A 24,899-nucleotide genomic window follows, 5' to 3' on the forward strand; every position below is an offset into this window, starting at 1 on the left:
AAGCAAAAAAGGCGTTAACCCATCATTAACTTTTCGTTAACCGAAATTCTCCGGCCCAATTTGGAATTTTGCCCTGTAAAAACAAAGTTTAGTCTTTCTTTTATTCTTAAAAATATAATCATGAACAAAGCGCTTCTTTTTCTGTGTCTTCCCATAATGATGCTGGCTCAAAAACAAAAAATTGCAGGAATGGTGATGAATCCCGAAAATGAAAAACTTTCGGCGGTACAAATAATTCTGTATAATTCCAAAAATGAATTGATCAAAGAGCTGAAAACAGATAGCAGTGGAGGCTTCACGCTGGAAGGTATTAATGAGCAAAATGTAAAGTTGGTGGTGAATAATAAAGGGTATTCTGTATTTGAAAAGAATCTGGATCTGGAAAATCCAGAAGCTTTACAAATTATTCTAAAAAGAGAATCTAAGGAGATAGAAGGTGTTGTGATGACTCAACGAAAACCATTAGTAAAAAGAAAAGTGGATCGCCTGGAGTTTAATGTAGAAAATAGTAATATTTCATCACTCAATGCATGGGAAATCTTAAAGAATACACCCAGTGTTACCGTCAATAATAATGTGCTTACCGTAAAAGGTAGTACAGGGATTCTGGTTACTATTAATGATAAAAAAGTAATGTTGACTGGTGATGAACTTAAAAATCTCTTGGAAAATACACAGGGAGATGAGGTGAAATCTATAGAAGTAATTACGAATCCCCCGGCAAAATATGAAGCTTCAGGAAGCGCAGTATTAAATATTGTGATGAAAAAAAATAAAATTGAAGGCTATCGCGGAATTTTGTCTTCAAAATATATTCAAACCCAATATGCAAAGGCCGTTTTTGGTCTGTCTCAATATTATAAGAAAGATAAGCTGTCCCTTATGGCAAGTTACTATAAAGGAATGGGAACTTATCTCCGGGAAGGATCAGACTATGTCTATTATCCCGAGAGCCAAACCAGGTGGATTAGCACGATGAATAGGAAGGATAAAAACACTAACCAGAATACCCTGAATTTTAATGTGGAATATGAGTTGGATAGTTTGACCAATTTAAGTCTCAACTATTCAGGGTATTTTTCTCCAAAGTCCTACGGAATTTATGATGTGCCTACATTAATATATAACAGCCAGGATATTGTAGAATCACAATACAGAACATTGAATGATCACGAATCAAGCTCCAATAATAGTTCGGTTAGCTTTCAGATTGATAGAAAACTAAATAAAAAAAGCAGTCTTTCGTGGATCAATTATTTTACAGGAAATAAAGGGGATAAATATCAGGATGTAACAACCCATCTGGATTTTGCGGGTCAAGCTCCAAGAGAAGAACATTTTCTGACTCAGAATAAGGCTGATGTTCAGCTGTATTCCACTCAATTGGATTATCAATGGAAAGGAGATAAGCTGGAGTTAGAGTCTGGTGCAAAGTACAGCTTTGTAAAAACAAACAGTAAGCTTGATTTCTCGGATAATGAAAATGGATGGATGGAATTCAGACCCGAAAAAAGCAGTAATTTTGATTATAAAGAATATAATTTTGCCCTGTATTCCTCATTATCTTACAATATAGGGAAATGGAATATTAAGGGAGGACTTCGCGCAGAAATGACCGATCTTGAGGGTATTGTTTCAGAACCTTATAATCGTAATAAAAATAATTATTGGAATTTTTTTCCAACTTTCTATGCTCAGTATACCACAGAAAATAAGCATGAATTTGGATTTTCTTATGGGAAAAGGATCAGCAGACCTTCTTACTCATGGTTGAATCCAGCGAAATCTTATTACAACCTGTTTTCCTATTTTCAAGGTGACCCTCAGTTAAAAGCTACAATTATCCATAACCTAAATCTTACTTATTCCTGGAAGAATTGGAATTTGGATTTTTACTATCGCAAAGAGCTGTATCCATCTATGGAAATTTCATACCAGGTGCCGGAAACTAACAATGTGGTATATCATTTTACCAATATTGAAAAAGGGCAAGCATTTGGGCTGAGTTTATATAAAAATTTCCAGATAAAGCCTTGGTGGAATGTTGTACTATCTGAAAACCTGGAGCACAATGAAAACTATTTCAACGGAGTGGATGGAATATTGCATCAGAATAAAGTCTGGAATTGGGTATCTAATATTTCTACCAGCTTTACTCTGGATAAAAACAGGGACTGGAAAATGGAAATGGGACATCGGTATTTCTCTCCGGGAATACAGGGCCCTTTCAGGATTTCCAGCAGTTGGTCTGCATACTTTGTGATGAATAGAAAATTTTTCAATAAAAAGCTAGAAGCATCATTTGTTGTGAATGATATTTTTAAAACTACGCGAGAGAAAGTCGCTACCAAATATGCCAATCAGGATAACTATTTCCTGGATTATTCAGATACGCAGGGCTTCACCCTGTCGCTGAAGTACAACTTTGGAAATCAATCTGTGAAAAATGCCAAAGCAATTAAAAAAACATCTGAACAGGATAGACTTTAGAATATTTTAAATAGAAAATTAATTGCCATAAAACATTATTATGAAAGAAATTCTCACTGGGTGTTACATTTTCGCTATTTTTGATACTTATCTAAAAAAGAGATTATTATGAAGAGAATTTTTTCCGGAATGTTGGTTGTTGTTTCATTGCTGCAACTCTCTGCTCAGGAATTGTATATGCCGAGAAATATTAAAAAAGCTTATGAAAAAGGAACCCGCGATATTTCTGGTGCACCTGGCAAAAACTACTGGCAGAATAAAGGAATTTACAATGTTGATGTAAAAGTGGATGCTAATACAAAAACAGTTTCCGGAAAAGAAACAATTGTTTATACCAATAACAGTCCGGATAATCTTAATGAATTGGCGATAAGATTTGTAAATAATTTACACAAACCAGAGTCTCCAAGATCAGGATCGGTGGCTAAAGATTTCTTGTCCACCGGACTTAAGATCAAATCATTCATTGTAAATGGGGAAAAATATGACATCGATAGTGAGGATTGGGGGACGGTTGAAAAAGTAAAATTAAAATCAGTTTTAAAATCAAAATCAAAAGCTGAGGTTAAAATTGAATGGGAATATCCGCTTTCTGTGCAAAGTGGAAGAGAAGGGCAGATTGATCCTGAAACCTTCTATGTAGCGTATTCTTTCCCTAGAATTTCTGTATATGATGATTATAACGGATGGGATATGCTTCCTCATTCCGATAGACAAGAGTTCTATAATGATTTTAATGATTATAGTTTTGCCATTACCGCTCCAAAGAATTATGTGGTGTGGGCGACCGGAGATTTCCTGAACCCCGAATCTGTTCTTCAGCCAGAATATTTGAAAAGATATAAAGCTTCATTGAAAAGTGATAAGTTAATGCATATTGCTACAGAGCAGGAAATGAAGTCAGGAAAAGTTACCCGGCAAAATAAGTGGAATGTCTGGAAGTTTAAAGCTACTCACATTACAGATTTCTGTTTTGCCTTGAGTAACCACTATGTATGGGATGCTGCAAGTGTTCAGCTTAAAACTAAAAGAGCAAGTGTTCAGGCCGGGTATAAAGCAGGAGCAAAAGATTTTGAACATTATGTAGACTGGATGCGTTACAACTTGGATTGGTTTTCCAAAAACTGGCCGGGAGTAGAATATCCTTATAACGTAATGACAGCTATTCAGGGATATGCAGATATGGAATATCCGATGATGATTAATGATACCAGTATTCCGGACGATCTTCAGGATGCGAGGCTTACTGCAGATCATGAAATTGCACATACTTATTTTCCTTTCTATATGGGGATTAACGAAACAAGATATGCCTTTATGGACGAAGGATGGGCAACTACCTTAGAGTATTTAATTGGAATTGATGAGAATGGAGAAGCCAAAGCAAAAGAATTTTATAAAAATTTCCGTGTAAAAAGATGGATCAATGATCCTTCAGCAGAACAAGACCAGCCGATCATTACAATGAGTACACAGGTAAGCGGTTCTGGATACGGTAACAATTCATATGTGAAATCATCGCTGTCTTATCTTGCCCTAAAGGATTATCTAGGAGATGAACTGTTTAAGAAAGCACTGCATCATTACATGGATAACTGGAACGGAAAGCACCCGGTTCCATGGGATTATTTCAATTCTATGAATACAGGTTCCGGAAAAAATCTGAATTGGTTTTTCCAGAATTGGTTTTATACGAATAATTATATTGATTTAAATGTAGCAGGAGCGTCGCAAATGAATGATTTGCTTACAGTGAATATAGTAAATGTAGGTGGATTTGCCATTCCTTTTGATGCTATATTATCTTACGATGATGGGACTACTGAAAAGCTGCATTTTTCACCTTCTGTCTGGGAAAAAGATCAAAAATTAGCAGACCTGGTAATTCCTATTAAGAAAAAAGTAAAATCCGTACAATTGGATGGAGATATTTTCATGGATTATACACCGGGAGATAACACTAGAACCTTATAATAAAATAAAAGCCTTCAAAATCTGAAGGCTTCTTTATTTAAAAATAGGCGGTTAATCGTAAGCCTAGGGTAACATAATTTATTTTTTCTTTGGCAATCAAGTTGTTCAGTTCCTGATTTAGTTCATCACTTTCTTTGATTTCATCACTGAAATGATATCGGATTGTAGAGTTGATCTGATTGTAATCTGTATAGAAAGTAAGACCTAATCCCGGGTTGAATTTGTAGGTTATAGAAGCCCCTGTATTCCAGCGAAAAGCTGGCTTTGGCTTGTATCGGGCTATTTGAAGTTCGTGATTAGGAGTATCTATTTCGTTTCCTTTTACAAATACTTTTCCACTGGCAGTAGCAGAATATCCACCTGTTAGTTTTAACATAAGCTGCCATCTTTCTGAGAACTCATGAGAAAAATAAGGACCAATCCCTGCTGCCAGAAAGCCCATAGATTGTGTTTTAATTTCATGGTCACCAAAATCCTGTCCATCATCAAAGTTTATTCTTTGAGACTTAATAGGAAAGCTACTGAAAGTAATATCTGCTCCCACACCCCATTTTTTTGAAAAGAAATAAGCGCCTTCCAATCCACCTTCAAAACCGGTTTGTTTTTTATCATCCAGTTCTGATTCTTTTAGGAAGTTGGTAGTCCCTAAAGCTGTACCCATCTTTAGAGAAAGGAATGAAGGATAATCGTTTCCTTCTATTCTGGATAAGAGACTTAAATTATCTCCCTTATTTTTATAAATCTTATCGATAAAAAAATATCCAAGCTCTGTCGATATAATCCCAATTCCAGCACCGGCAAGGATATCCGGAACCCAGTGTCTGTTGTTCAAGTTTCTCCCAAGTCCTGTAATGGTAGCAGAGCCATACCCTGCAATACTATAAGCTGGGTTTACCATTCCATATTCCTTATGCAGAAAGCTGGCATTAGTAAACGCCATGGCAGCATGTCCTGATGGGAAAGAATTGTTTTTAGATCCATCAGGGCGTTCAACCTTTGTAGTATACTTAATCGAATTGACTAAAATAGCCATTATGGCTAAACTAGTACCGTAAGATAATGTTGCTCTTCCAATATTGTTTCTTCCTTTTACCCCGGCTAGTTTTAAACCGTAAACGGCTACAGCTGGTGCATATTGAAGGTAATCATCATATTTTACTTTGAAGTTAGGTAGATATCGGTTTCTTACCTCCCGGATATTCTCTTTTTCTCCCCATGTAGCCGCTGCTGCCGTAAAAAGAATAGCTGGAGCTACAGACTTTTTTACCCATTCTTTCTTGAAAAGTGGAGTCGGTTCTTTTATAGGTGAGTTGGTGTTGATTAAAGCAATATCCTGCTGGAGGTTTCGGGATTGGATTGTATCCTGTGCTTTATAACTATATAAATGCAGTAAAATCCCTGACGCTAGGGCTATTTTTTTCATCCTTGTGAATATGAAATTTTAAATCGTGTAAAAATATAAAAAAAATCTATCCCAAAAATTGAGATAGACTATTTTAATAATTTTATAATATTTCAACTGATTTTGTCAATTATCTTAATCCAGATCTTGGTCCGGATGCGGATACTACAGCCTGCATTCTTGTTTTTTGATTCGCAGAAAACATATACATTGACTTGTCATCCACATAATCCATATAGTTCATAAACATCTGAGAACGGCTTACCCCTCCACAAACTCTGTTTAGAGGATACGTCGGATTTCCATAGTTAGGGCCTGGAGAAGTTGGAGTGTCATTAGAGTAATCTGTTTGGCAGCCAGCATTAGATGAGCCCCAAAGGTGTGGAAGATTTAGATAATGTCCTACTTCATGGGTTACTGTTCTACCTAAGTTGAATGGAGCAGAAGCGCCAGTTTTTCCTATATACTGATATCCTATTACAAGACCATCGTACCACTGTCCTGCATTTTCCGGATAATAAGCATATCCTAGGGTTCCGGGTTGATTATTTTCATCAAGTATTGAATTAACGACCCATATGTTCATATTCTTATTCACATCAGTTGCATCAATGCCTCCGGTGCTCGCTTTTTTCATCTGTTCGAGATCAGATCTCCAGCCTGTTTTTGTGCTCTGTTTACGGTTAGTCGCTACTAATTTAAAACGGATTTTTACATCACCAGCTGCTGAAGGTTGAAATGCAGAAGGAATTTTAGTAATGTCAGAATTGGTTGCTCCATAATCAGCATTGAGCACAGCAATTTGTTCTGCAATTCTTGCGTCGGAAACATTCTGAGCAGAAGTATTATAAATTACATTAAATACAACAGGGATTTCAACGCTTCCATCTGCAAGTACTTTTCCAATTTTAAGATTTTCTGCAAATTTTTCAGTACCGAATTCAATATCGGCTACTTTTTGTTTAAGTTCAGGGTGTTTCAAAAGCATTGTTTCTCTTATTTCCTCTGAAGTACATTTTCTTTGTGTGGCAGTCCAAGCTGTAGGAGAAGCTTCTGAATTCACGGGTGTTTCATTTTGATTGGTAACGCTGTCATTATTACAGGCTGACATAAAGCTCAGAACTAGAGCTCCAAAAAAGAGTTTTTTCATATCGTTATAATATAATGTGGTTGAGAGCGTGAAATTATATTATTTAAAATTGATGTGCAAATAATTTGATGAATTATTTAGTAAATGTTTATTTAAATGTTGTTTAATGTGTTTATATGATAATGAATTTGATTTTATATTGAATTTTAATCATTTTAAATTAATTATTTTATATTTCACGCTTAAGTGTGTTTTGAAATGAAAATAATTTTATGTTTTTTCATTATTCATAGAATATTTTTTATAATAAAACCAATCCATAAAACTTTCTCAAAAGAATGAATGAGGCTGTAAGTTTTTTCTATTTTTCGCTTTAAAGCTTCTGAATGAAAACATGTTAATCATGTAAAATGGAATATTGTTAGTGTCTTTTGGCTTGAATAATGATGGGTAAATACAATAGTATTTTTGATTTTAATGATAGCTTTATTGTTGTGCGCCCGAAATTGAAGATGAGCATAGAGGTGATAAAAGAAATCTATCTCAATTTGAGATAGATTTTAAATATTGTAAACAGATTGTAATGAATTCACAATTCTGAGCATCGTTGACCCTACAGATTTCTGTACTCTGCGATACAAATAGTTATCAGAGTAAGTTTTTTTAAAAGAAAGAAATTATATCGTTTTAGTTTGCAAAGCCATTTTTAATAGCAAAGACAGCAAGACCAACACGGGTTTTTAAATCCAGTTTGTCACATAACTGATCACGATAGCTTTCTACTGTTCTTGGGCTACAACACATTCTGTCTGCAATTTCTTTATAGCTTAATTCTGTTACAGTGTATTTTAAAAATTCTTTCTCCCGCTCAGAGATCTTTACAGAAGTTTCAATATCATTTTTATTGAGATTTGAGAAGATAATTTTTGAGGCCCATTCGGGATAAAAGAAACCATCTGTATTTAGTCTTGTAAGTGCTATTTCCAGATCTTTTGGGTGGGTATTTTTTAAAAGATATCCTTTTGCCCCATTTTTAATCATTTTAATGACACTGTTGTCATCGCCTTGCATGCTGAGTGCCATTATTTTAATGCCGGGATAATTTTTGGTGACCCAGGCTGCAGTTTCAAAACCATCCATAATTGGCATGCTGACATCCATAAGAATAATATCTGGAATTGTATTTCCTTCTTCGAATTTTTGAATCAGGTCTTTGCCGCTTTCACAGACATAGATAACTTCAAACTCACTGAAGTTACCAATAATCCCTTCCAGGGCCTTAGCAATAAGTATATGATCGTCAACAATTACAATTGTTTTTTTCATGGCTGTTTCTTTAAGATAATATTAAGTTGGGTTCCTACATTCTTTTCGCTCTCTAGACGGAAATCTGCACCAATAATTTCAGCTCTGTTTTTCATATTAGTGAGACCAATTCCATTAGATTGAGTCCGGGTTGGGTCAAATCCGATTCCGTCATCACGAATGGTAAGTTCCCAAAGTATGTTTTCAGAAGTATTTAAGCTGATGAAAATATTTTTGCAGTGAGAGTGTTTTATACTATTTTGGATAAATTCCTGAGTGATTCTTAGCAATAGATTTTTATGAACAAAGCCAAGATCCAGGTAGTCAAAATTATGTTCAAAACTGATCAGGCATTTCTTCAAAGAATTGGTATTATCAACTTCTTCCTGAATTAAAGTTACAATTTCTTTTTGACTGATATTGTCATCAGTCAATGTTTTTGAAAGGCTACGCAGATCCTGCAATGACTGATTGATGATCTGGGAAACCTGGTCAATTCTCTCATTGGCTTCAGGAACTTTGTTCTCATAAAGCATTTGCTGAACATATAAACTCACTAAAGTTAACTTTTGCCCAATATTATCATGCAACTCCCTTCCAATCTGCTGCATGGTAGCTTGCTGGATCTCGAGCTGAGTAGAAAGGAGTTCTCTTTGGTGAATTTCATTTTTCATCTCTATTTCATTAAGATATTCTTTTTTACGCTGTCTGTAATTTCTGATATAGATGGCCACAGCAACGGCAAACATTACAAAGAATGTATTGAAAAGGATGATCGTAATTATTAATTCTGCTTTCCCCATATGAATGAACTTGCAAATAAAAGATACATGATAGTTCCCGAAACCTGAAAATAAGCAAAATATAGATCCCATAGATCTCTATATTCCCAAAGAAGAGACATGAAGGTCATAAACGGGAGTGTTCCTATATAAAAAAGAGTATTACCCAGATTAATATAAAACATCCTGTTGGTACTGAATTTTAGGATTTCTGTTGAATTAACCTGCTTATAATATTCCATAACGACCAGAACCATCAAAAATATACACCCTAAAGTGTAATTGGGAGCATACACAACTTTTCTTTCTACAAAGAGTGAAAGTTGTGGAATAAACGCTGCAAAATATAGCAAAGAAAAGATATAGAATAGCTTGGGCTTCTTCAGAGATTTTATCGCATATAACCAATAAAAGAAAATAAACTGCAATGGCATTACAAAATAATTGTAAAAAATAATCCTATCAATACGAAGCTCCTCCTCTGCCCATTTCACAGATGATTCACATAGGAATATAGCAATAAGATACAAAGCAAAAAGTTTCCAATGTAGCTTTTTTTCACGGTTAAAATAAATAATGGATACTAAAGCAGCGATAGCCTCTCCGGTATACATAAATTGTGAGAAAAACCTTTGGAATTCAGTCATAGTTTATAATAAGTTCTTTTTTAATTAATACTAAAGCATTCCTATTGAGCTTGCCGGAGGTGATAAGGTTCCTTGATTTTCTCCTATACCTTCAGGTTTTGGGCCACGCGCATTGAGTGAAAGGTTTTTCAGGTTATTCGGTAATGAGTTGAAGTCAAAATGTATAATTTCTCCATCTTCATTTTCTTTTTTCAATGTAGGGACCATTATAAGGGTATGTCTTTCAGAATACTCCTGCGGAACGGGATGGCTTTCCATCATATCCCAATTTTCGATTTTTGGGTAGGCCGCATAGTAAAATCTGATTCCCAAATCTTCCTGGGTACATTCGGGATTTATTTTATTAGCCTCATGCTCTAATTGGCTAATGAAATTTTTCAGCTTAGGAAGATCAAACCATATGCAATGGGCATCTGTTATTCCCAAAGTTTCATTAATAGCATTCATTTGGTTCTGACGATAGTTCTCAATAAGAGCCTTTATCAGATCATTAGACATTCCTCCTGCATCAGGAGACTGTCGATCATTAGTAGATTCTGTTTTCATAACTTAGTTTTATAATGGAATATCCGTATTTCTGCAAATTTCGTAAAAAAATGTATTAGAAAATAGAGTAGGGAATAGGGAATTACACTATTATTTTTACCGTATTTTTACGGGTTGTGTACTAATAGAAAAAAGATAAAGATAAAATCATGGTTATTATGCATAAAAAAACGGAGTAAAATTCTCCGTTTTTTTCTAAATACAAGGATATTTTCTCGGATCCCTGCAAATCATACCTGATGAACAACAAAGACCGTTGGGGCAGTTCCAGTTTTCATCACATTCAATTATTGGAGCAAGCATACCGCCGGAAATTTTCTTTAATTCTTGTCTTTTTAACTTTTTCATGCTGATTTTGTTTAAGTTATTAATTTGTTTGAAAAGTAAATTTAATTATATTTCACAATATAAAGATATAAATTAATAAGAAATGTGCTTTTAAATTAAAAAAATAAGTGCCGCAGATTTCTCTACAGCACTTATCTACAAAAATTAATGTATATGAAAAAAACTACTTTATTCTTTTATTGTTCAGTAGGTCTGAATACCAGCCCTGTTTCTACAAAGTAATCCAGGGTAATTCTGTCACCGTCATTTACATTTCCTGCAAGGATTTCTTTAGACAGCTTATTCAATACTTCTTGTTGGATGACTCTTTTTAAAGGTCTTGCCCCGAATGCCGGATCATATCCTTTTTCCATTAGATAATCCACTGCATCCTGAGTGAACGTCATGATAATGTTACGTTTTGCTAACATCTCATTAAACCCTCTCAACTGATACTGAACGATTTTTCCGATTTCTTTCTTTCTTAAAGGCTGGAACAGTACAATCTCATCAATTCTGTTCAGGAACTCCGGACGTAAGGTTTGTTTTAGCAAATCAAAAACTTCAACTTTAGTTTTATTTACAATCTCATCCTGGTTCTCTTCAGTTAAGTTTTCAAAATTCTCCTGAATAAGATGTGAACCTAAATTCGAGGTCATGATGATAATTGAATTTTTAAAATTTACTACACGGCCTTTATTATCTGTTAAACGACCATCGTCTAAAACCTGAAGTAATGTGTTGAAAACATCCGGATGTGCTTTCTCGATCTCGTCCAAAAGCACTACGGAATAAGGTCTTCTTCTTACCGCTTCAGTTAATTGACCTCCTTCATCATATCCTACATATCCCGGAGGGGCACCTACCAATCTGGAAACACTGTGACGTTCCTGATATTCACTCATATCAATTCTGGTCATATTGTTTTCATCATCAAATAAGAACTCAGCTAATGCCTTTGCAAGCTCAGTCTTACCAACACCGGTTGTTCCTAAGAATAAGAATGATCCGATTGGTTTTTTATCATCACTTAATCCAGCTCTATTTCTTCTGATTGCATCAGCTACGGCTTCTATGGCTTCATCCTGTCCCACAACTCTGTGGTGAAGTTCTGCTTCAAGATGCAATAATTTATCTCTTTCAGACTGTAATAACTTGGTTACAGGAATACCCGTCCATTTAGCTATGACTTCAGAAATGTTTTCAGAAGTTACTTCCTCTTTGATAAGTTCATTCTGATGGTTTTGCATTTCCAATTCTACTTTGGAAAGCTCATCTTCTTTTTCACGAAGTTTTCCATATTGGATTTCCGCTACTTTGGCATAATCTCCGGCTCTGGAAGCTCTTTCTGCCTCTAGTTTCAGAGATTCAATATCTTTTTTGATCTGGGTTAGATCCTCACTTTTCTGTTTTTCTTTCAACCATTTTGCATTAATCTCGTTTCTCTGTTCAGAAATCTTAGAGATATCTTCTTTTAAATGATCGATTTTAGTTTGATTGCCCTCTCTTGAAATCGCAGCCAATTCAATCTCCAATTGCATTAGTCTTCTGTCTAAAACATCCAATTCTTCTGGCTTTGAATTGATTTCCATTCTTAATTTAGCAGAAGCCTCATCGATAAGGTCAATCGCTTTGTCTGGTAAAAATCGGTCTGAGATATATCTTTGAGACATTTCTACCGCAGCAATAATCGCTTCATCTTTGATTCTTACCTTATGGTGAGCTTCATATTTATCTTTAATTCCGCGAAGAATAGAAATCGCAGATTCAGTATCCGGTTCTTCTACCATTACTTTTTGGAAACGTCTTTCTAATGCCTTATCTTTTTCAAAATACTTTTGGTATTCATTCAAAGTAGTTGCTCCGATAGCTCTTAATTCGCCTCTTGCAAGGGCAGGTTTCAAAATGTTGGCGGCATCCATAGCACCTTCACCACCTCCGGCTCCTACTAAAGTGTGGATCTCATCAATGAAAAGAATAATCTGTCCATCAGATTTGATTACTTCATTCACAACAGATTTCAGACGCTCTTCAAATTCACCTTTGTATTTTGCACCGGCGATCAAAGCTCCCATATCTAATGAATATAATGTTTTATCCATCAGGTTTTCCGGAACATCTCCATTGATAATTCTATGGGCAATTCCTTCAGCGATAGCTGTTTTACCCACACCGGGCTCTCCAATCAAAATAGGGTTGTTTTTTGTTCTTCTGGAAAGGATCTGCAATACTCTTCTGATCTCTTCATCACGTCCGATTACCGGATCCAGCTTTCCTTCAGCTGCTAACTCGTTAAAGTTTTTAGCATATTTATTTAAGGACTGATAAGTTTCTTCTGAACTTGCAGAAGTAGCTTTACTTCCTTTTCTTAATTCTTTAATAGCACCTTCTAATAGCTTCTTGGTTACTCCCATGTCTTTCAACATTTGAGAGACCTCGGAGCTGGTTTCGATAAGAGATAACCATAAATGTTCAATTGTTACATATTCATCGCCCATTTTTTTAGCGATATTGGGTGCATCCAGCAATACTTTATTTGCAGATTGTGAAAGATAGATATTCCCTCCCTGTACTTTTGGGAGCTTTTCTAAACTTTCACGATTTCGCTCTCTTACTAAATTGGCATCAGCTTCAGATTTCTTTAATATGAAAGGCGATATATTTTCATCCACCTGGAAGATTCCTTCAAGGAGATGTTGAGGTTCAATACTTTGGTTACCTAATTCCATAGCAACTTGTTGTGCTGCCTGGATAGCTTCCTGTGATTTTACAGTATATTGGTTTAAGTTCATATTTTCTATATTTTTGGTAAGGATTTGTTTAAAGTTTAGTTTTAAAAAACATCAAGAAACTAAATTTTCAGGCTCAGTTTCTTAATGCCAATCAATTATTTAATCATTTAATCGATGACTGTATCGCAAAAACTGTTCAATTATTAAATTTACAAAAAAAAAGGACAAAATTTCCGGATTATGTATTTTTAACGATAATTTAACTTGACAAGATTTCCGATTCTATAAAATTTCCTCTGAAATTAATGAACAAATAGTCAGCTTAAAGAAAAATAGGAGTGAAATTAAATTTTAAATTCATTGAATTTGCTGGATTCCAGTATTCAATTTATTTCAGAATAATTACTTTTGCATTTTTACAGATGGAACTTAAAGAAAAACAAAGGAAAATATTAGATGTAGCTGTAGAACTTTTCAAAGAGAAAGGCTATATGGGGAGCTCGGTAAGAGATCTGGCTACGAAACTTAATATCAAGGCGGCATCGCTGTATGCACATATCCGTTCAAAGGAAGAAATTCTGGAGTGGGTTTGTTTTGGTATTGCACAGGAGTTTTTCGATGAGCTTCAGGAAGTGAAAAATACAGATATTGCCCCAAAGGAAAAACTGAATTTGTTTTTGGATAAGCACCTCTCCGTTGTTCTTAAAAACCGTGATGTTACTCACATTTATTCCATAGAATGGAGGCATTTGGAAGAAAGACTTCCTGAATTTATAGAGTTGAGGAAAAACTACCAACAGGAAGTTGAAGCGCTTATTTCAGAAATTTATCAAGCGGAAAACTGGGAATTGAAATCTCCATCATTTACAACCAGATTTATTCTTCATACCCTAAATAATTCTTACTTCTGGTTCAAAAGAAGTAGTGATTCTACTGATGAGATCACTGAGGAAATAAGGGATAAGATCCTTTATGGTTTGTTAGGAAATGAAAAGAGATAGTTCTTTTTTTGGAGTTACAGATTTTCTTAAATTTATCTATAGACCCAATTACGAAATGCTTGATGGTTCTTTTGGAAGAGCCATCAGTAGGTTATTATTTTTATTTTTTTTCGTTTTCGTCTTAAGGGTACTGTTCATTTTTGCTGATGAGTTTTTTATTGTAACAACTTTAAAGAAAAGCATTGCCCAGCCAGATCTTAAGATTCTTTTACTATCCTGTTCATTGATTCCTATTATCGAGGAAATTGCATTTAGATTACCACTCATTTTTTCACCAATTAATCTCTCTTTTTCAACATGTATTTTATCTTTTTATGCCATTAATACGTTTTTTCCTGTCGAGAATCAATATGATACTGGAAATTATTTCTTTCTAAGAGTTCTGATCGCGGTAATAATTGGTTGTATAATTTGGTTTGTGAGTAAAAGATATGCTAATGCTCTAAAGATTTTTTATAAAAGAAATCCCTTTCTTATCATATATACTTATAGTTTAGTATTTGCTATGATGCATATTGGAAATTATGTAATACAGTCGGATTTTTTGTTGACATATATATGGATCATAATGCCAATTTTTATTTCTGCACTGCTATATAGTTTTGCGAGATTGAAATATGGCTTTTTATATTCACTTTTTTTACACATCATCAATAACTTAATTCCTACAATTATTTATTTTATTATTTAGAATCATTCAAAATATGACGAAAATCATAAAAATTTTGTCAGCTTCCAAAATCTTTTTAAATTTACACCTAACAAATGTTAGTTAGTTTTATGGATTTTTCAGTTGAATATCTGGAGCTGGGTCAGTTGAGACGGCTTCAATCCGACCGCTTAGTAAATCTCATGGGTTATCTGAACGAGAAATCGGAATTTTATAGAAGAAAGTTTGATGAATTGCAGATATCTCCACAGGATATAAGGTCAATTGCAGATATCACGAAACTTCCAATTACTTACAAACAGGATTTAAGAGACCATTACCCATTCGGATTATTTACGGTTCCTAAATCTGGACTTCAGAGAATTCACTGTTCAAGCGGAACTACAGGAAAACCTACAGTGGTAGGGTACACTAAAGAAGATGTAGAACTTTTCAGTGAAGTGGTAGCTAGATCCTTAAATGCAGCAGGAGCAAGACCGGGAATGCAGTTACATAATGCGTATGGTTATGGGATTTTTACCGGAGGTTTAGGGCTTCATTACGGTGCAGAAATGTTAGGAATGAGTGTTCTTCCTATTTCGGGAGGGATGACAGCGAGACAGGTAGATCTTATTGTAGATTTTAAACCTGAAGTGATCTGCTGTTCACCATCCTATGCTCTTACCATTGCCGATGAGTTTGCTAAAAGAGGAATTTCTGCTGATGAAATCAGTCTTAAGTATGCTGTATTGGGATCAGAACCGTGGACAGAAATTATCAGAGGCCACATTGAAGAAAGATTAGGCGTTCATGCCACCAATATTTATGGTTTGAGCGAAATCATTGGTCCTGGAGTTTCTATGGAAGATTTTGAAGAGAAAGGAGGAGCTTATATCTGGGAAGACCATTTTTATCCTGAAATTCTGGACCCTGTTACTAAACAGCCTGTCCCGTTCGGAGAAGAGGGAGTATTGGTCATAACAACCTTAACAAAAAAAGCGATGCCGCTTCTGCGTTATTGGACGAATGATATTACAAGTCTCTATTACGATGAAAATGCCAAAAGAACCATGGTGAAAATGAAGCCGATTGTTGGCAGAGCAGATGATATGCTGATTGTAAGGGGAGTAAATGTATACCCAAGTCAGATTGAAGAGGCATTTTCCCATGTAAAAGGGGTGGTTCCCAACTATTATTTAACTCCCATTGAAAAAGAACATATGTGTGTCGCTTTGGATATTGATGTTGAAATTGATGATGAACTGGTAAATACACAAAAAATACAAGCCAATACCGATGATTATTTTAATTTTGTCGGAAGCTTCGGAAAGAATATTGAAAATGAAATAAAAAAGAGAGTAGGGATCACTACAAAAGTGAAAGTTCATGCTCAGGACAGCTTGCCGAAGTGCGAAGGTGGAAAAATTAATAGAATACTAAAAAAATAATGAATTCATTTTATAAACTTAAAACTGTAAAGGTTCAGAAGGATACTTCAGATGCTGTAAGTGTAGCAGTGGAGATTCCTGAAGAACTGAAAGACAAGTTCAGGTTCAAACAAGGACAATACCTTAATTTCCGAATGACAATCAACGGAAATGAAGAGAGACGTTCTTATTCTATCTGCAATGCTCCAAGTGAAAAAAGCAATACACTGGAAGTTTTAGTAAAGTTGCTTGAGGGAGGAAAAGTATCCGGATATTTCAATGAGCATCTTCACATGGATGAAATGCTGGAAGTAATGCCTCCAATGGGTGGTTTCAATACTTCTTATCACCCAACAAACGTAAAAACATACATAGGATTGGCGGCTGGAAGTGGAATTACTCCGGTTTTATCCAATATTAAAGAAAGTCTTTATCAGGAACCTAGCAGTAATGCTTATCTGTTTTACAGTAACAGAAGTATGGATCATGTTTTGAGAAAAGCTGAAATAGAAAAATTGGTAGAACAGTTCAACGGGAGACTTAAAGTGATTTATTTAGTAAGTCGTCAAAAACACGAAGATCCTGTTTTTGAAGGAAGAATTTCTCCTGAAAAATTAGATCAGCTCTTTGAAAGATATACCGAGATTGATGTAAAAGAAGCAACCTATTTCATTTGTGGCCCTTCAGAAATGATTAAAGGTATTGCGGATTATTTAAAGAAAGATAAAAAAGTACCTGCTATCCAGGTTTTGTTTGAATACTTCACGGCTCCTGATGAAGAAAATACGGAGGAAATGAGTGACGAATTCAAAGCGATTGCCAACATAGAAAGTATGGTAACGGTAATTATTGATGATGATGAATATTCATTCCACCTTAATTCTAAAAAAGAGAGTATCTTAGATAAAGCATTGAAAGATAACCTTCCTGTGCCTTTTGCATGCAAAGGAGGAGTGTGTTGTACGTGTAAAGCGGAAGTTTTAGAAGGAGAAGTTTTCATGGAGAAGAACTACGCACTTACCGAAGACGAAGTAGCCAGAGGTTACGTTCTTACCTGTCAATGTCACCCGACAACGAATGTGGTGATGCTTAATTATGATGTTTAAACATTAATGTAACAATATAACAATTTACCAGTGTAACAATCATTGGTACATTGCTAGACTGATACATTGCTAAATTGAAAAAATTATGGACTTAGAAAAATTTGTTCAATACGTTCACGAAGAAAATAAAGTAGAACCAAAAGATGTAATGCCTGATGATTACAGAAAGCTATTGGTTCGTCAGATTTCACAGCACGCGCATTCTGAAATTGTAGGAATGCTACCGGAAGCCAATTGGATTTCCAGAGCGCCTTCATTGAGAAGAAAAATGGCTCTTCTTGCTAAGGTTCAGGATGAGGCAGGACACGGTTTATACCTTTATTCTGCAACAGAAACTTTAGGAGACGGAAGTATCAGAGCAGACAGAGATGCTACTTATGATGATATGCTGGAAGGAAAAGCAAAATATTCAAGTATTTTCAATTATCCGACACTAAGCTGGGCAGATATTGGTGCGATTGGTTGGTTGGTTGATGGTGCAGCGATTATGAACCAGGTAATGTTGATGGGGAACTCTTATGGTCCTTATTCCAGAGCGATGGTAAAGATCTGTAAAGAAGAATCTTTTCACCAAAGACAAGGATATGAAATCCTGATGGCTCTTTGCCGTGGTACGAAGCAACAAAAAGAAATGGCTCAAGCTTCATTAAACCGTTTCTGGTGGCCGGCATTGATGATGTTTGGACCAAACGATGACAGTTCTCCAAACTCTAAAATCTCTATGAACTACAGAGTAAAAAGAGAAAGTAACGACAGTCTTCGTCAGAGATTTATTGACGTTACCGTTTCTCAGGCTGAGTTCTTAGGATTAACTGTTCCGGATAAAGACCTGAAATGGAATGAGGAAAGACAACATTATGATTTTGGAGAACTTCCTTGGGATGAATTCATGGAAATCTTAAAAGGAAACGGCCCTTGTAATAAGAAGCGTATCGAAACCAAGAGAAAAGCGCAAAGAGAGAATTCTTGGGTAAAAGAAGCTGCAATAGCTTTTGGAGAGAAACAACAAAACGAAGTAATATAATAATGTAACAATATACCGATGTAACAATGTAACAATCAATTGTCATTCTTAACATAAACTAAAGGTTTACAAACGTAGTTCATGAAGAATCTCATTGGTAAAATGGTACATTGATACATTGTTAAATTAATTTGACTATGGCAAATTTAGATATGTGGGAAGTGTTTATTCAGACTAAACCGGGATTATCTCACAAACACGTTGGAATTGTACAGGCACCAACGGCAGAAATGGCTTTGCAGAACGCAAGAGACGTTTATACCAGAAGAAAAGAAGGGACTTCTGTTTGGGTAGTTCCAAGTAAATATATCGTAACTTCAGAAGGAATAGATAAAGAAGCTTTCTTTGATCCTGCAGATGACAAACTATACCGTCATCCGACTTTCTACGATATTCCAAACGACGTAAAAAATATGTAATTAAGAATAAGACTTGGAGATAATAGACGAATAGATAAAAGACATTAAAGTTTACCTATCTATTATCTATCCGTCTATTATCTATTGGTCTTCAAATCTATTTAACAATGAACCCATTATATAATTATTTATTAAAACTAGCAGATGACAGTTTCATTATGGGACAGCGTTTGTCTGCATGGTGCGGTGAGGGACCTTACTTAGAGGAGGATATTGCATTAACGAATATTGCGTTGGATGAACTGGGCCAGGCTAATAACTTTTATGTGTATGCTTCAAGAGTGATTGACAATGGCAAAAACGAGGATGATATTGCGTTCTTAAGATATGAGCACGAGTATCTAAACGCACACTGGACAGAGCTTCCTAATGAAGATTATGCACAGACAATCCTTAAAGTATATGTTTTCTCTATATATCAGAAATTGATGTACGAAGCATTATCAAACTCTGCAGATGAAGAGCTTTCGGCGATTGCTCAAAAATCATTAAAAGAAGTAAGATATCACTATACTCATACGGCATCCTGGATGAAGATTTTTGCTCAGGGAACCGAAGAAAGCCGCCAACGTTTGGAAAAAGCCATCGAAAACATCTGGGAATATACCAAAGGTCTGTTTGCTAAATCAGAAGGAGAAGATGATCTTGCTGTGTTGAATATCGTTCCTAATGTTGATGACTTGTACAAAGAGTTTGTTGCCATTACAGAAAAAGACTTCCAGACTTTCGGATTAGAATATCCAACCAATCCGTTTATGCAGCCAAAATCAAGAACCGGATATCATACAGAATACTTTGGATTTATCCTTTGTGAACTTCAGTATATGCAGAGAGCATATCCAGGTTGTAATTGGTAAAAAGTGTGGTTTGAAGGAAAAATATTTTAAAATATTGATAATCATTTTGGTTATTTTAATCCCCATATTTTACTTTGGAATCATTAACACACAAGTTAGTTTAAAGTATGAAACCAATAATGCCGGGGACTGTATTTCACAAATAACCAAAAGAGATTTATGTCAGGATATAAGACAGAATAAAATATTGATTGTTGCAGATCTTGTTTTAATTGTTGTTTTATTAATGTTTAGAAGAAAAATAATAAGAGATTGAAAAATCCTTTAGAAATATTAGAACTAGTTCCCGATCCGGAAATTCCTGTAATTAACATTGTGGAGTTAGGAATTGTAAGAGAGGCACAAATCACAGGAGAAAACTCCTGTGAGGTGATAATCACTCCTACCTATTCAGCCTGCCCGGCAATGTTTACCATTGAAGAAGATATCATGAAGATCATGAAGGAAAACGGATGGGAAGCAAAAGTAGTCACCAAGATGTTTCCGATATGGACAACAGATTGGCTGACAGATGAAGCGAGAGAAAAGCTCCGTGCTTTCGGAATTACACCCCCCGAAAAAGGAGCCGATGAACATCACATCGGGAAACCGAAAAAATGTCCACGTTGTGGCTCTGAGCACACCAAACAGATCAGCAGATTTGGGTCTACCTTGTGTAAGGCTTCTTATCAGTGCTTAGACTGTCTGGAACCTTTTGATTATTTTAAATGTCACTAACAGATAAGATAACAATAAGTCAAAGTATAATTTTAACTCTAAAGTTTACGGACTATGCAAAACATAACGATGATAAGACTAGATTGTTAAATTGATAGACGGTTACATTGATTTATATTATTAAATTAGTACACTATTAAAAATAAAATACAAAACTATGTATACACAACTCGATATTGAATCGCACTTTGACGGAAAGCTTAAAATCGCGTTTCTTAATCAGCCTGAAACAATGAACGCTCTTACTAAGCCGGCTTTAGGAGATCTGAAAGATTTCATTAAAGAATGCAGTGAGGATGAAACTGTAAGATGCGTTGCCATTTCCGGAAGAGGAAGGGCATTTTGTTCAGGTCAAAACCTTGAAGAAGCTTTTGCTGTAGGTAAAGAACACCATGATCAGGATATTATTAGAAAAATTGTGGTAGACTATTATAACCCATTGGTAATGGAAGTTACCCGTTGTAAAAAGCCGGTTATTGCCTTAGTAAACGGTCCTGCAGTAGGAGCGGGAGCAATGTTAGCATTAATCTGTGATTTCGTGTTGGCCAATAACAAAGCTTATTTTGCGCAGGCATTTTCAAATATCGGTTTGATTCCTGATACAGGAGGTACTTATTTTTTACCGAAACTTTTAGGTAGACAATTGGCGAATTATTTAGCATTCACAGGCAAAAAATTATCTGCTGAAGAATCTAAAGCTCATGGGCTTGTAGCTGAGGTTTTCTCTGAAGATGAGTTTGGACCAAAATCTATGGAAATCCTTGAAAGAATGGCTAATATGCCAACAGCAGCGATTAAGCTAACAAAAAAAGCCTTTGCAAATTCATACAACAATACTTTAAAAGAACAATTAGAGCTTGAAGGTGATCTGCAACAGGAAGCTGCAGAAACAGAAGACTTCATAGAAGGTGTAAATGCCTTTTTAGAGAAAAGAAAACCTAATTATAAAGGGAAATAATATTAATATAACAATTTACCAGTGTATCAGTTTACCAATACATATAAATGCTTCGGCAATTCAATTTTTTTGACAAAATTGTTACATTGGTAAACTGATACGTTGTTACATTACTTTTAAACTATGAATGTAGGAATTATCGGTGCCGGAACAATGGGAATCGGCATTGCACAAGTAGCCGCAACAAACGGATGCAAGGTTTGGGTTTACGATGCCAATCCGAAACAAGTAGAAACGGCAACCGTAGGTTTGGAAAAAACATTAACCAAATTGGTTGATAAGCAGAAAATTTCAACAGAAAAAATGATTGAAATTTTAGCAAATATTTCCATTGCTACAGAATTGAAAGACTTCAAAGATTGTGAACTGATTATTGAAGCAATTATTGAAAACAAAGAAATCAAAACTAAAGTTTTTACAGAATTGGAAGCCTATGTTTCCGAAGACTGTATCATCGGTTCCAATACATCATCCATTTCTATCACCTCTCTTGGTGCAGAACTAAAGAAACCGGAGCGTTTCATCGGAATACACTTTTTCAATCCGGCTCCGTTGATGCCTTTAGTGGAAGTAATTCCATCCTTATTAACAGAAAAAACTTTAGCGGAAAAAATATACAACCTCATGAAAGAATGGGGGAAAATGCCCGTAATTGCTAAAGATATTCCAGGGTTTATTGTCAACAGAATTGCTCGTCCATATTATGGTGAAGCATTAAGAATTGTAGAAGAGAACATTGCAACACCGGAACAGGTAGATGAAGCAATGAAGACTTTAGGAAACTTCAAAATGGGACCATTTGAATTAATGGATCTTATTGGTGTAGATGTAAACTTTGCCGTAACAACAACGGTTTATAAAGATTATTTCTATGATCCTAAATATAAGCCCTCTTTACTTCAACAGAGAATGTCTGAAGCTAAACTTCATGGCAGAAAAACAGGAAAAGGATTCTATGATTATAATGAAGGAGCTGTAAAGCAAGAAGCACAAAAAGATGATGCCCTTTATCAACAGATCTTTTTAAGAATCATTTCAATGTTAATCAATGAAGCTGTAGAAGCAAAAAGATTAGGCGTTGCCAATGATGAAGACATTGAACTGGCGATGCAAAAAGGAGTTAATTATCCAAAAGGATTGTTAGGTTGGGGACTGGAAATCGGGTATTCAAAAATTTCTGAAACCTTACAGAACCTTTACGACGAATATCAGGAAGAAAGGTACAGACAAAGTCCTTTGCTTCGTAAAATGAATTAGATAATTTGAGAATGTGCCAATTTGAAAATTGATTATAACAGGTTTTCATTTTCAAATTTTCAAATTTATTTAATTTTCAAATTAATATTATGAATATAGAAGAATTCAGAGCTGAATTGGAAACAAGGCTTCTCATTGAAAAACAGTATTTAACTGAGGAAGCTTCTTCCATGGATAGTCAGGACAGGCTTGAATTGCTGGGGAAGTTTAATGAAAAATACAGAACGTTAATTCAAAGACTAGCTAATGAAAATGGAATTGATTTAAACGCAATGTATGAAGGAGAAAACACCTCTGAAAACACCGATACCCACCTTTCATATGAACAGGTCATTTTAGGTAAAACAATGAGTGTTTACGATAAATTATCGGATGAATTGTACGAAGAAATAATAAACGAATAGTAGAAATGAATCCAAGACAGTTAGCAGACTATATGTTCAATCAGGATTATTTTTCCCAGTGGATGAATATCAAAATGATTGAGGTTAAAGAAAACTATTGCTTGATAGAAATGCCTATCAAAAAAGATATGATTAACGGACTTAAAACCGTTCATGGAGGAGTAACGTTTGCTTTTGCGGATTCTGCACTGGCATTTTCTTCTAATAATACAGGAGATGCAGCTGTAGCTTTAAACTGCATCATCAATTTTACCAAAGCCGGAAAAGAAGGAGATATTTTCAGAGCAGAAAGTATTTTGGTGAATGATACCAGAAAAACAGCAGTTTATGATATTAAGATCACTAATCAGAACAATGAGCTGATTGCTAAGTTTGTAGGAACAGTATATAAAATCGGGAAAAAAGTAACAGAATTATAAAGAATTTGAAAATTTGAAGATGGGGTAATTTGAAAATTATTGTATTCTTTAAATCTTACTATCAGACATTTTCAAATTCTCAAATAGTTTCATTTTCAAATTAAAATTATGAACAACGTATACATCATAGACTATGTCAGAACTCCTATTTCAAAATTACAGGGAGGATTATCAGAAGTAAGAGCAGATGATTTGGCAGCTATTGTTATCAAAGAAGTGGTAGCGAGAAACCCTGAAGTTCCAGTAGAGGAAATTGAAGATGTGATCTTCGGATGTGCTAATCAAGCAGGTGAAGATAATAGAAATGTAGCAAGAATGGGGCTTTTATTGGCTGGGCTTCCTTATAAAATAGGAGGTGAGACGGTAAACAGACTTTGTGCTTCAGGAATGTCGGCGGTAGCCAATGCTTTCCGCTCGATTGCAGCTGGAGAGGGAGAAATTTACATTGCTGGAGGAGTAGAGCATATGACACGTTCTCCTTATGTAATGTCTAAACCAAGTGCCGCTTTCGGAAGAGACAGTCAGATGTATGATACCACTTTCGGATGGAGATTTATCAATCCGAAAATGAAAGAAATGTATGGGGTTGACGGTATGGGCGAAACTGCAGAAAATCTTGCAGACATGCACCAGATCAACAGAGAAGATCAGGATAAATTTGCCCTTTGGTCTCAGCAGAAAGCTACAAAAGCACAGGAAAGCGGAAGACTGGCGGAAGAAATTGTAAAAGTTGAAATTCCACAGAGAAAAGGAGATCCGATCGTTTTTGAAAAAGATGAGTTTATTAAACCAACCTCTTCTATGGAAGGATTAGGAAAACTTCGTCCAGCTTTCAGAAAAGAAGGAACAGTAACGGCCGGAAATGCTTCAGGAATGAATGATGGAGCCGCAGCATTGATCTTAGCCAGTGAAGAAGCAGTTAAAAAATATGGATTAAAACCAAAAGCTAGAATCTTAGGATCTTCTGTAGCGGGTGTAGAGCCAAGGATTATGGGAATTGGGCCTGTAGAAGCCACTCAAAAACTATTAAAGAGATTAAATTTATCTTTGAATGATATAGACATCATTGAATTAAATGAAGCTTTTGCAGCACAAGCCTTAGCCGTAACAAGAAGCTTAGGATTGCAAGATGACGATGCAAGAATAAACCCGAATGGAGGAGCTATTGCCATCGGTCATCCACTAGGTGTTTCCGGAGCGAGAATCATCGGTTCTGCAGCTATGGAACTTCAGAAACAAAATAAAAAATATGCTTTGTGTACCCTTTGCATCGGTGTAGGACAAGGGTATGCAATGGTTATTGAAAAAGTATAAATCAATTTGAAAATGAAACAATTTGAGAATTTGAAAATGTTTAGTGGCATTA

At 35.3% G+C, this 24,899-nt stretch carries 23 protein-coding genes; 14 read left to right on the forward strand and 9 right to left on the reverse strand.

Annotation, left to right across the window (positions count from 1 at the left end):
- The first annotated feature begins 120 nt into the window (after positions 1–120).
- Both EL260_RS03745 and EL260_RS03750 read left to right on the forward strand, forming a co-directional pair.
- Positions 121–2,490: an outer membrane beta-barrel family protein gene (locus EL260_RS03745; RefSeq protein WP_123858906.1), complete on the forward strand. Its 2,370-nt coding sequence runs from the start codon at positions 121–123 to the stop codon at positions 2,488–2,490.
- Positions 2,491–2,598: 108 nt separating this feature from the next.
- Positions 2,599–4,464 (forward strand): M1 family metallopeptidase, encoded by a 1,866-nt coding sequence (locus EL260_RS03750; RefSeq protein WP_123858907.1) that lies wholly within the window; start codon positions 2,599–2,601, stop codon positions 4,462–4,464.
- A gap of 37 nt (positions 4,465–4,501) precedes the next feature.
- On the opposite strand, the gene EL260_RS03755 is transcribed toward EL260_RS03750, so the two are convergent.
- From EL260_RS03755 to clpB, 8 genes are all read right to left on the reverse strand, one after another.
- A complete protein-coding gene (locus EL260_RS03755) occupies positions 4,502–5,887 on the reverse strand; it encodes a phosphatase PAP2 family protein (protein WP_123858908.1) in 1,386 nt (461 codons plus the stop codon).
- Positions 5,888–5,996: 109 nt separating this feature from the next.
- The gene (locus EL260_RS03760) at positions 5,997–7,016 is read right to left on the reverse strand and encodes a zinc metalloprotease (RefSeq protein ID WP_123858909.1); all 1,020 of its coding nucleotides are present in this window, start codon (positions 7,014–7,016) and stop codon (positions 5,997–5,999) included.
- Positions 7,017–7,643: 627 nt separating this feature from the next.
- Positions 7,644–8,282, reverse strand: a complete 639-nt coding sequence (locus EL260_RS03765; RefSeq protein ID WP_123858910.1) for a response regulator transcription factor — start codon at positions 8,280–8,282, stop codon at positions 7,644–7,646.
- The gene (locus tag EL260_RS03770) at positions 8,279–9,064 is read right to left on the reverse strand and encodes a sensor histidine kinase (RefSeq protein ID WP_123858911.1); all 786 of its coding nucleotides are present in this window, start codon (positions 9,062–9,064) and stop codon (positions 8,279–8,281) included. The genes EL260_RS03765 and EL260_RS03770 overlap by 4 nt, the downstream gene beginning before the upstream one ends.
- Positions 9,046–9,690 carry a hypothetical protein gene (locus tag EL260_RS03775; RefSeq protein WP_123858912.1) on the reverse strand — a complete coding sequence of 215 codons (645 nt, stop codon included), beginning with the start codon at positions 9,688–9,690 and terminating at the stop codon, positions 9,046–9,048. The genes EL260_RS03770 and EL260_RS03775 overlap by 19 nt, the downstream gene beginning before the upstream one ends.
- A gap of 30 nt (positions 9,691–9,720) precedes the next feature.
- A complete protein-coding gene (locus EL260_RS03780; protein ID WP_123858913.1) occupies positions 9,721–10,236 on the reverse strand; it encodes a hypothetical protein in 516 nt (171 codons plus the stop codon).
- 195 nt (positions 10,237–10,431) lie between these two features.
- Complete coding sequence (locus EL260_RS25455; protein ID WP_164466597.1) at positions 10,432–10,584, reverse strand: hypothetical protein; 153 nt, start codon at positions 10,582–10,584, stop codon at positions 10,432–10,434.
- Between the two features lie 176 nt (positions 10,585–10,760).
- Positions 10,761–13,355, reverse strand: a complete 2,595-nt coding sequence (gene clpB, locus EL260_RS03785) for an ATP-dependent chaperone ClpB (RefSeq protein WP_123858914.1) — start codon at positions 13,353–13,355, stop codon at positions 10,761–10,763.
- A 278-nt stretch (positions 13,356–13,633) separates the two neighbouring features.
- Here clpB and EL260_RS03790 point away from each other — a divergent pair, with 278 nt between their 5' ends.
- Complete coding sequence (locus EL260_RS03790; protein WP_228445297.1) at positions 13,634–14,296, forward strand: TetR/AcrR family transcriptional regulator; 663 nt, start codon at positions 13,634–13,636, stop codon at positions 14,294–14,296.
- A 48-nt stretch (positions 14,297–14,344) separates the two neighbouring features.
- Here the strand turns inward: EL260_RS03790 and EL260_RS03795 are convergent, their stop codons facing one another.
- Positions 14,345–14,563: a hypothetical protein gene (locus tag EL260_RS03795; protein ID WP_123858915.1), complete on the reverse strand. Its 219-nt coding sequence runs from the start codon at positions 14,561–14,563 to the stop codon at positions 14,345–14,347.
- Positions 14,564–15,076: 513 nt separating this feature from the next.
- Here EL260_RS03795 and EL260_RS03800 point away from each other — a divergent pair.
- The 11 genes from EL260_RS03800 (at position 15,077) to pcaF (ending at position 24,847) form a co-directional block, all read left to right on the forward strand.
- The gene (locus EL260_RS03800) at positions 15,077–16,393 is read left to right on the forward strand and encodes a phenylacetate--CoA ligase family protein (RefSeq protein WP_123858916.1); all 1,317 of its coding nucleotides are present in this window, start codon (positions 15,077–15,079) and stop codon (positions 16,391–16,393) included.
- Positions 16,393–17,478 (forward strand): 2Fe-2S iron-sulfur cluster-binding protein, encoded by a 1,086-nt coding sequence (locus tag EL260_RS03805; protein WP_123858917.1) that lies wholly within the window; start codon positions 16,393–16,395, stop codon positions 17,476–17,478. Before EL260_RS03800 ends, EL260_RS03805 begins: the two co-directional genes overlap by 1 nt.
- Before the next feature lie 85 nt (positions 17,479–17,563).
- A complete protein-coding gene (gene paaA / locus EL260_RS03810; RefSeq protein ID WP_123858918.1) occupies positions 17,564–18,502 on the forward strand; it encodes a 1,2-phenylacetyl-CoA epoxidase subunit PaaA in 939 nt (312 codons plus the stop codon).
- 137 nt (positions 18,503–18,639) lie between these two features.
- A complete protein-coding gene (gene paaB / locus EL260_RS03815) occupies positions 18,640–18,921 on the forward strand; it encodes a 1,2-phenylacetyl-CoA epoxidase subunit PaaB (protein ID WP_034679196.1) in 282 nt (93 codons plus the stop codon).
- A 107-nt stretch (positions 18,922–19,028) separates the two neighbouring features.
- Entirely contained in the window at positions 19,029–19,778 is a 750-nt protein-coding gene (gene paaC, locus EL260_RS03820) for a 1,2-phenylacetyl-CoA epoxidase subunit PaaC (RefSeq protein ID WP_123858919.1), read from the forward strand.
- 252 nt (positions 19,779–20,030) lie between these two features.
- Entirely contained in the window at positions 20,031–20,495 is a 465-nt protein-coding gene (paaD, locus tag EL260_RS03825; RefSeq protein WP_123858920.1) for a 1,2-phenylacetyl-CoA epoxidase subunit PaaD, read from the forward strand.
- Between the two features lie 157 nt (positions 20,496–20,652).
- Positions 20,653–21,453 carry an enoyl-CoA hydratase/isomerase family protein gene (locus EL260_RS03830; protein WP_123858921.1) on the forward strand — a complete coding sequence of 267 codons (801 nt, stop codon included), beginning with the start codon at positions 20,653–20,655 and terminating at the stop codon, positions 21,451–21,453.
- A gap of 123 nt (positions 21,454–21,576) precedes the next feature.
- Positions 21,577–22,710, forward strand: coding sequence for a 3-hydroxyacyl-CoA dehydrogenase NAD-binding domain-containing protein (locus tag EL260_RS03835; RefSeq protein WP_123858922.1), 1,134 nt, complete (start codon positions 21,577–21,579; stop codon positions 22,708–22,710).
- An 89-nt stretch (positions 22,711–22,799) separates the two neighbouring features.
- Entirely contained in the window at positions 22,800–23,114 is a 315-nt protein-coding gene (locus EL260_RS03840) for a hypothetical protein (protein WP_123858923.1), read from the forward strand.
- A 5-nt stretch (positions 23,115–23,119) separates the two neighbouring features.
- Positions 23,120–23,533, forward strand: coding sequence for a PaaI family thioesterase (locus EL260_RS03845; RefSeq protein WP_123858924.1), 414 nt, complete (start codon positions 23,120–23,122; stop codon positions 23,531–23,533).
- A 108-nt stretch (positions 23,534–23,641) separates the two neighbouring features.
- Positions 23,642–24,847, forward strand: coding sequence for a 3-oxoadipyl-CoA thiolase (gene pcaF, locus EL260_RS03850; protein WP_123858925.1), 1,206 nt, complete (start codon positions 23,642–23,644; stop codon positions 24,845–24,847).
- Positions 24,848–24,899: the final 52 nt, after the last annotated feature.

It is taken from the genome of Chryseobacterium nakagawai (assembly GCF_900637665.1).
In the GTDB taxonomy this organism is placed as follows: Bacteria; Bacteroidota; Bacteroidia; order Flavobacteriales; family Weeksellaceae; genus Chryseobacterium; species Chryseobacterium nakagawai.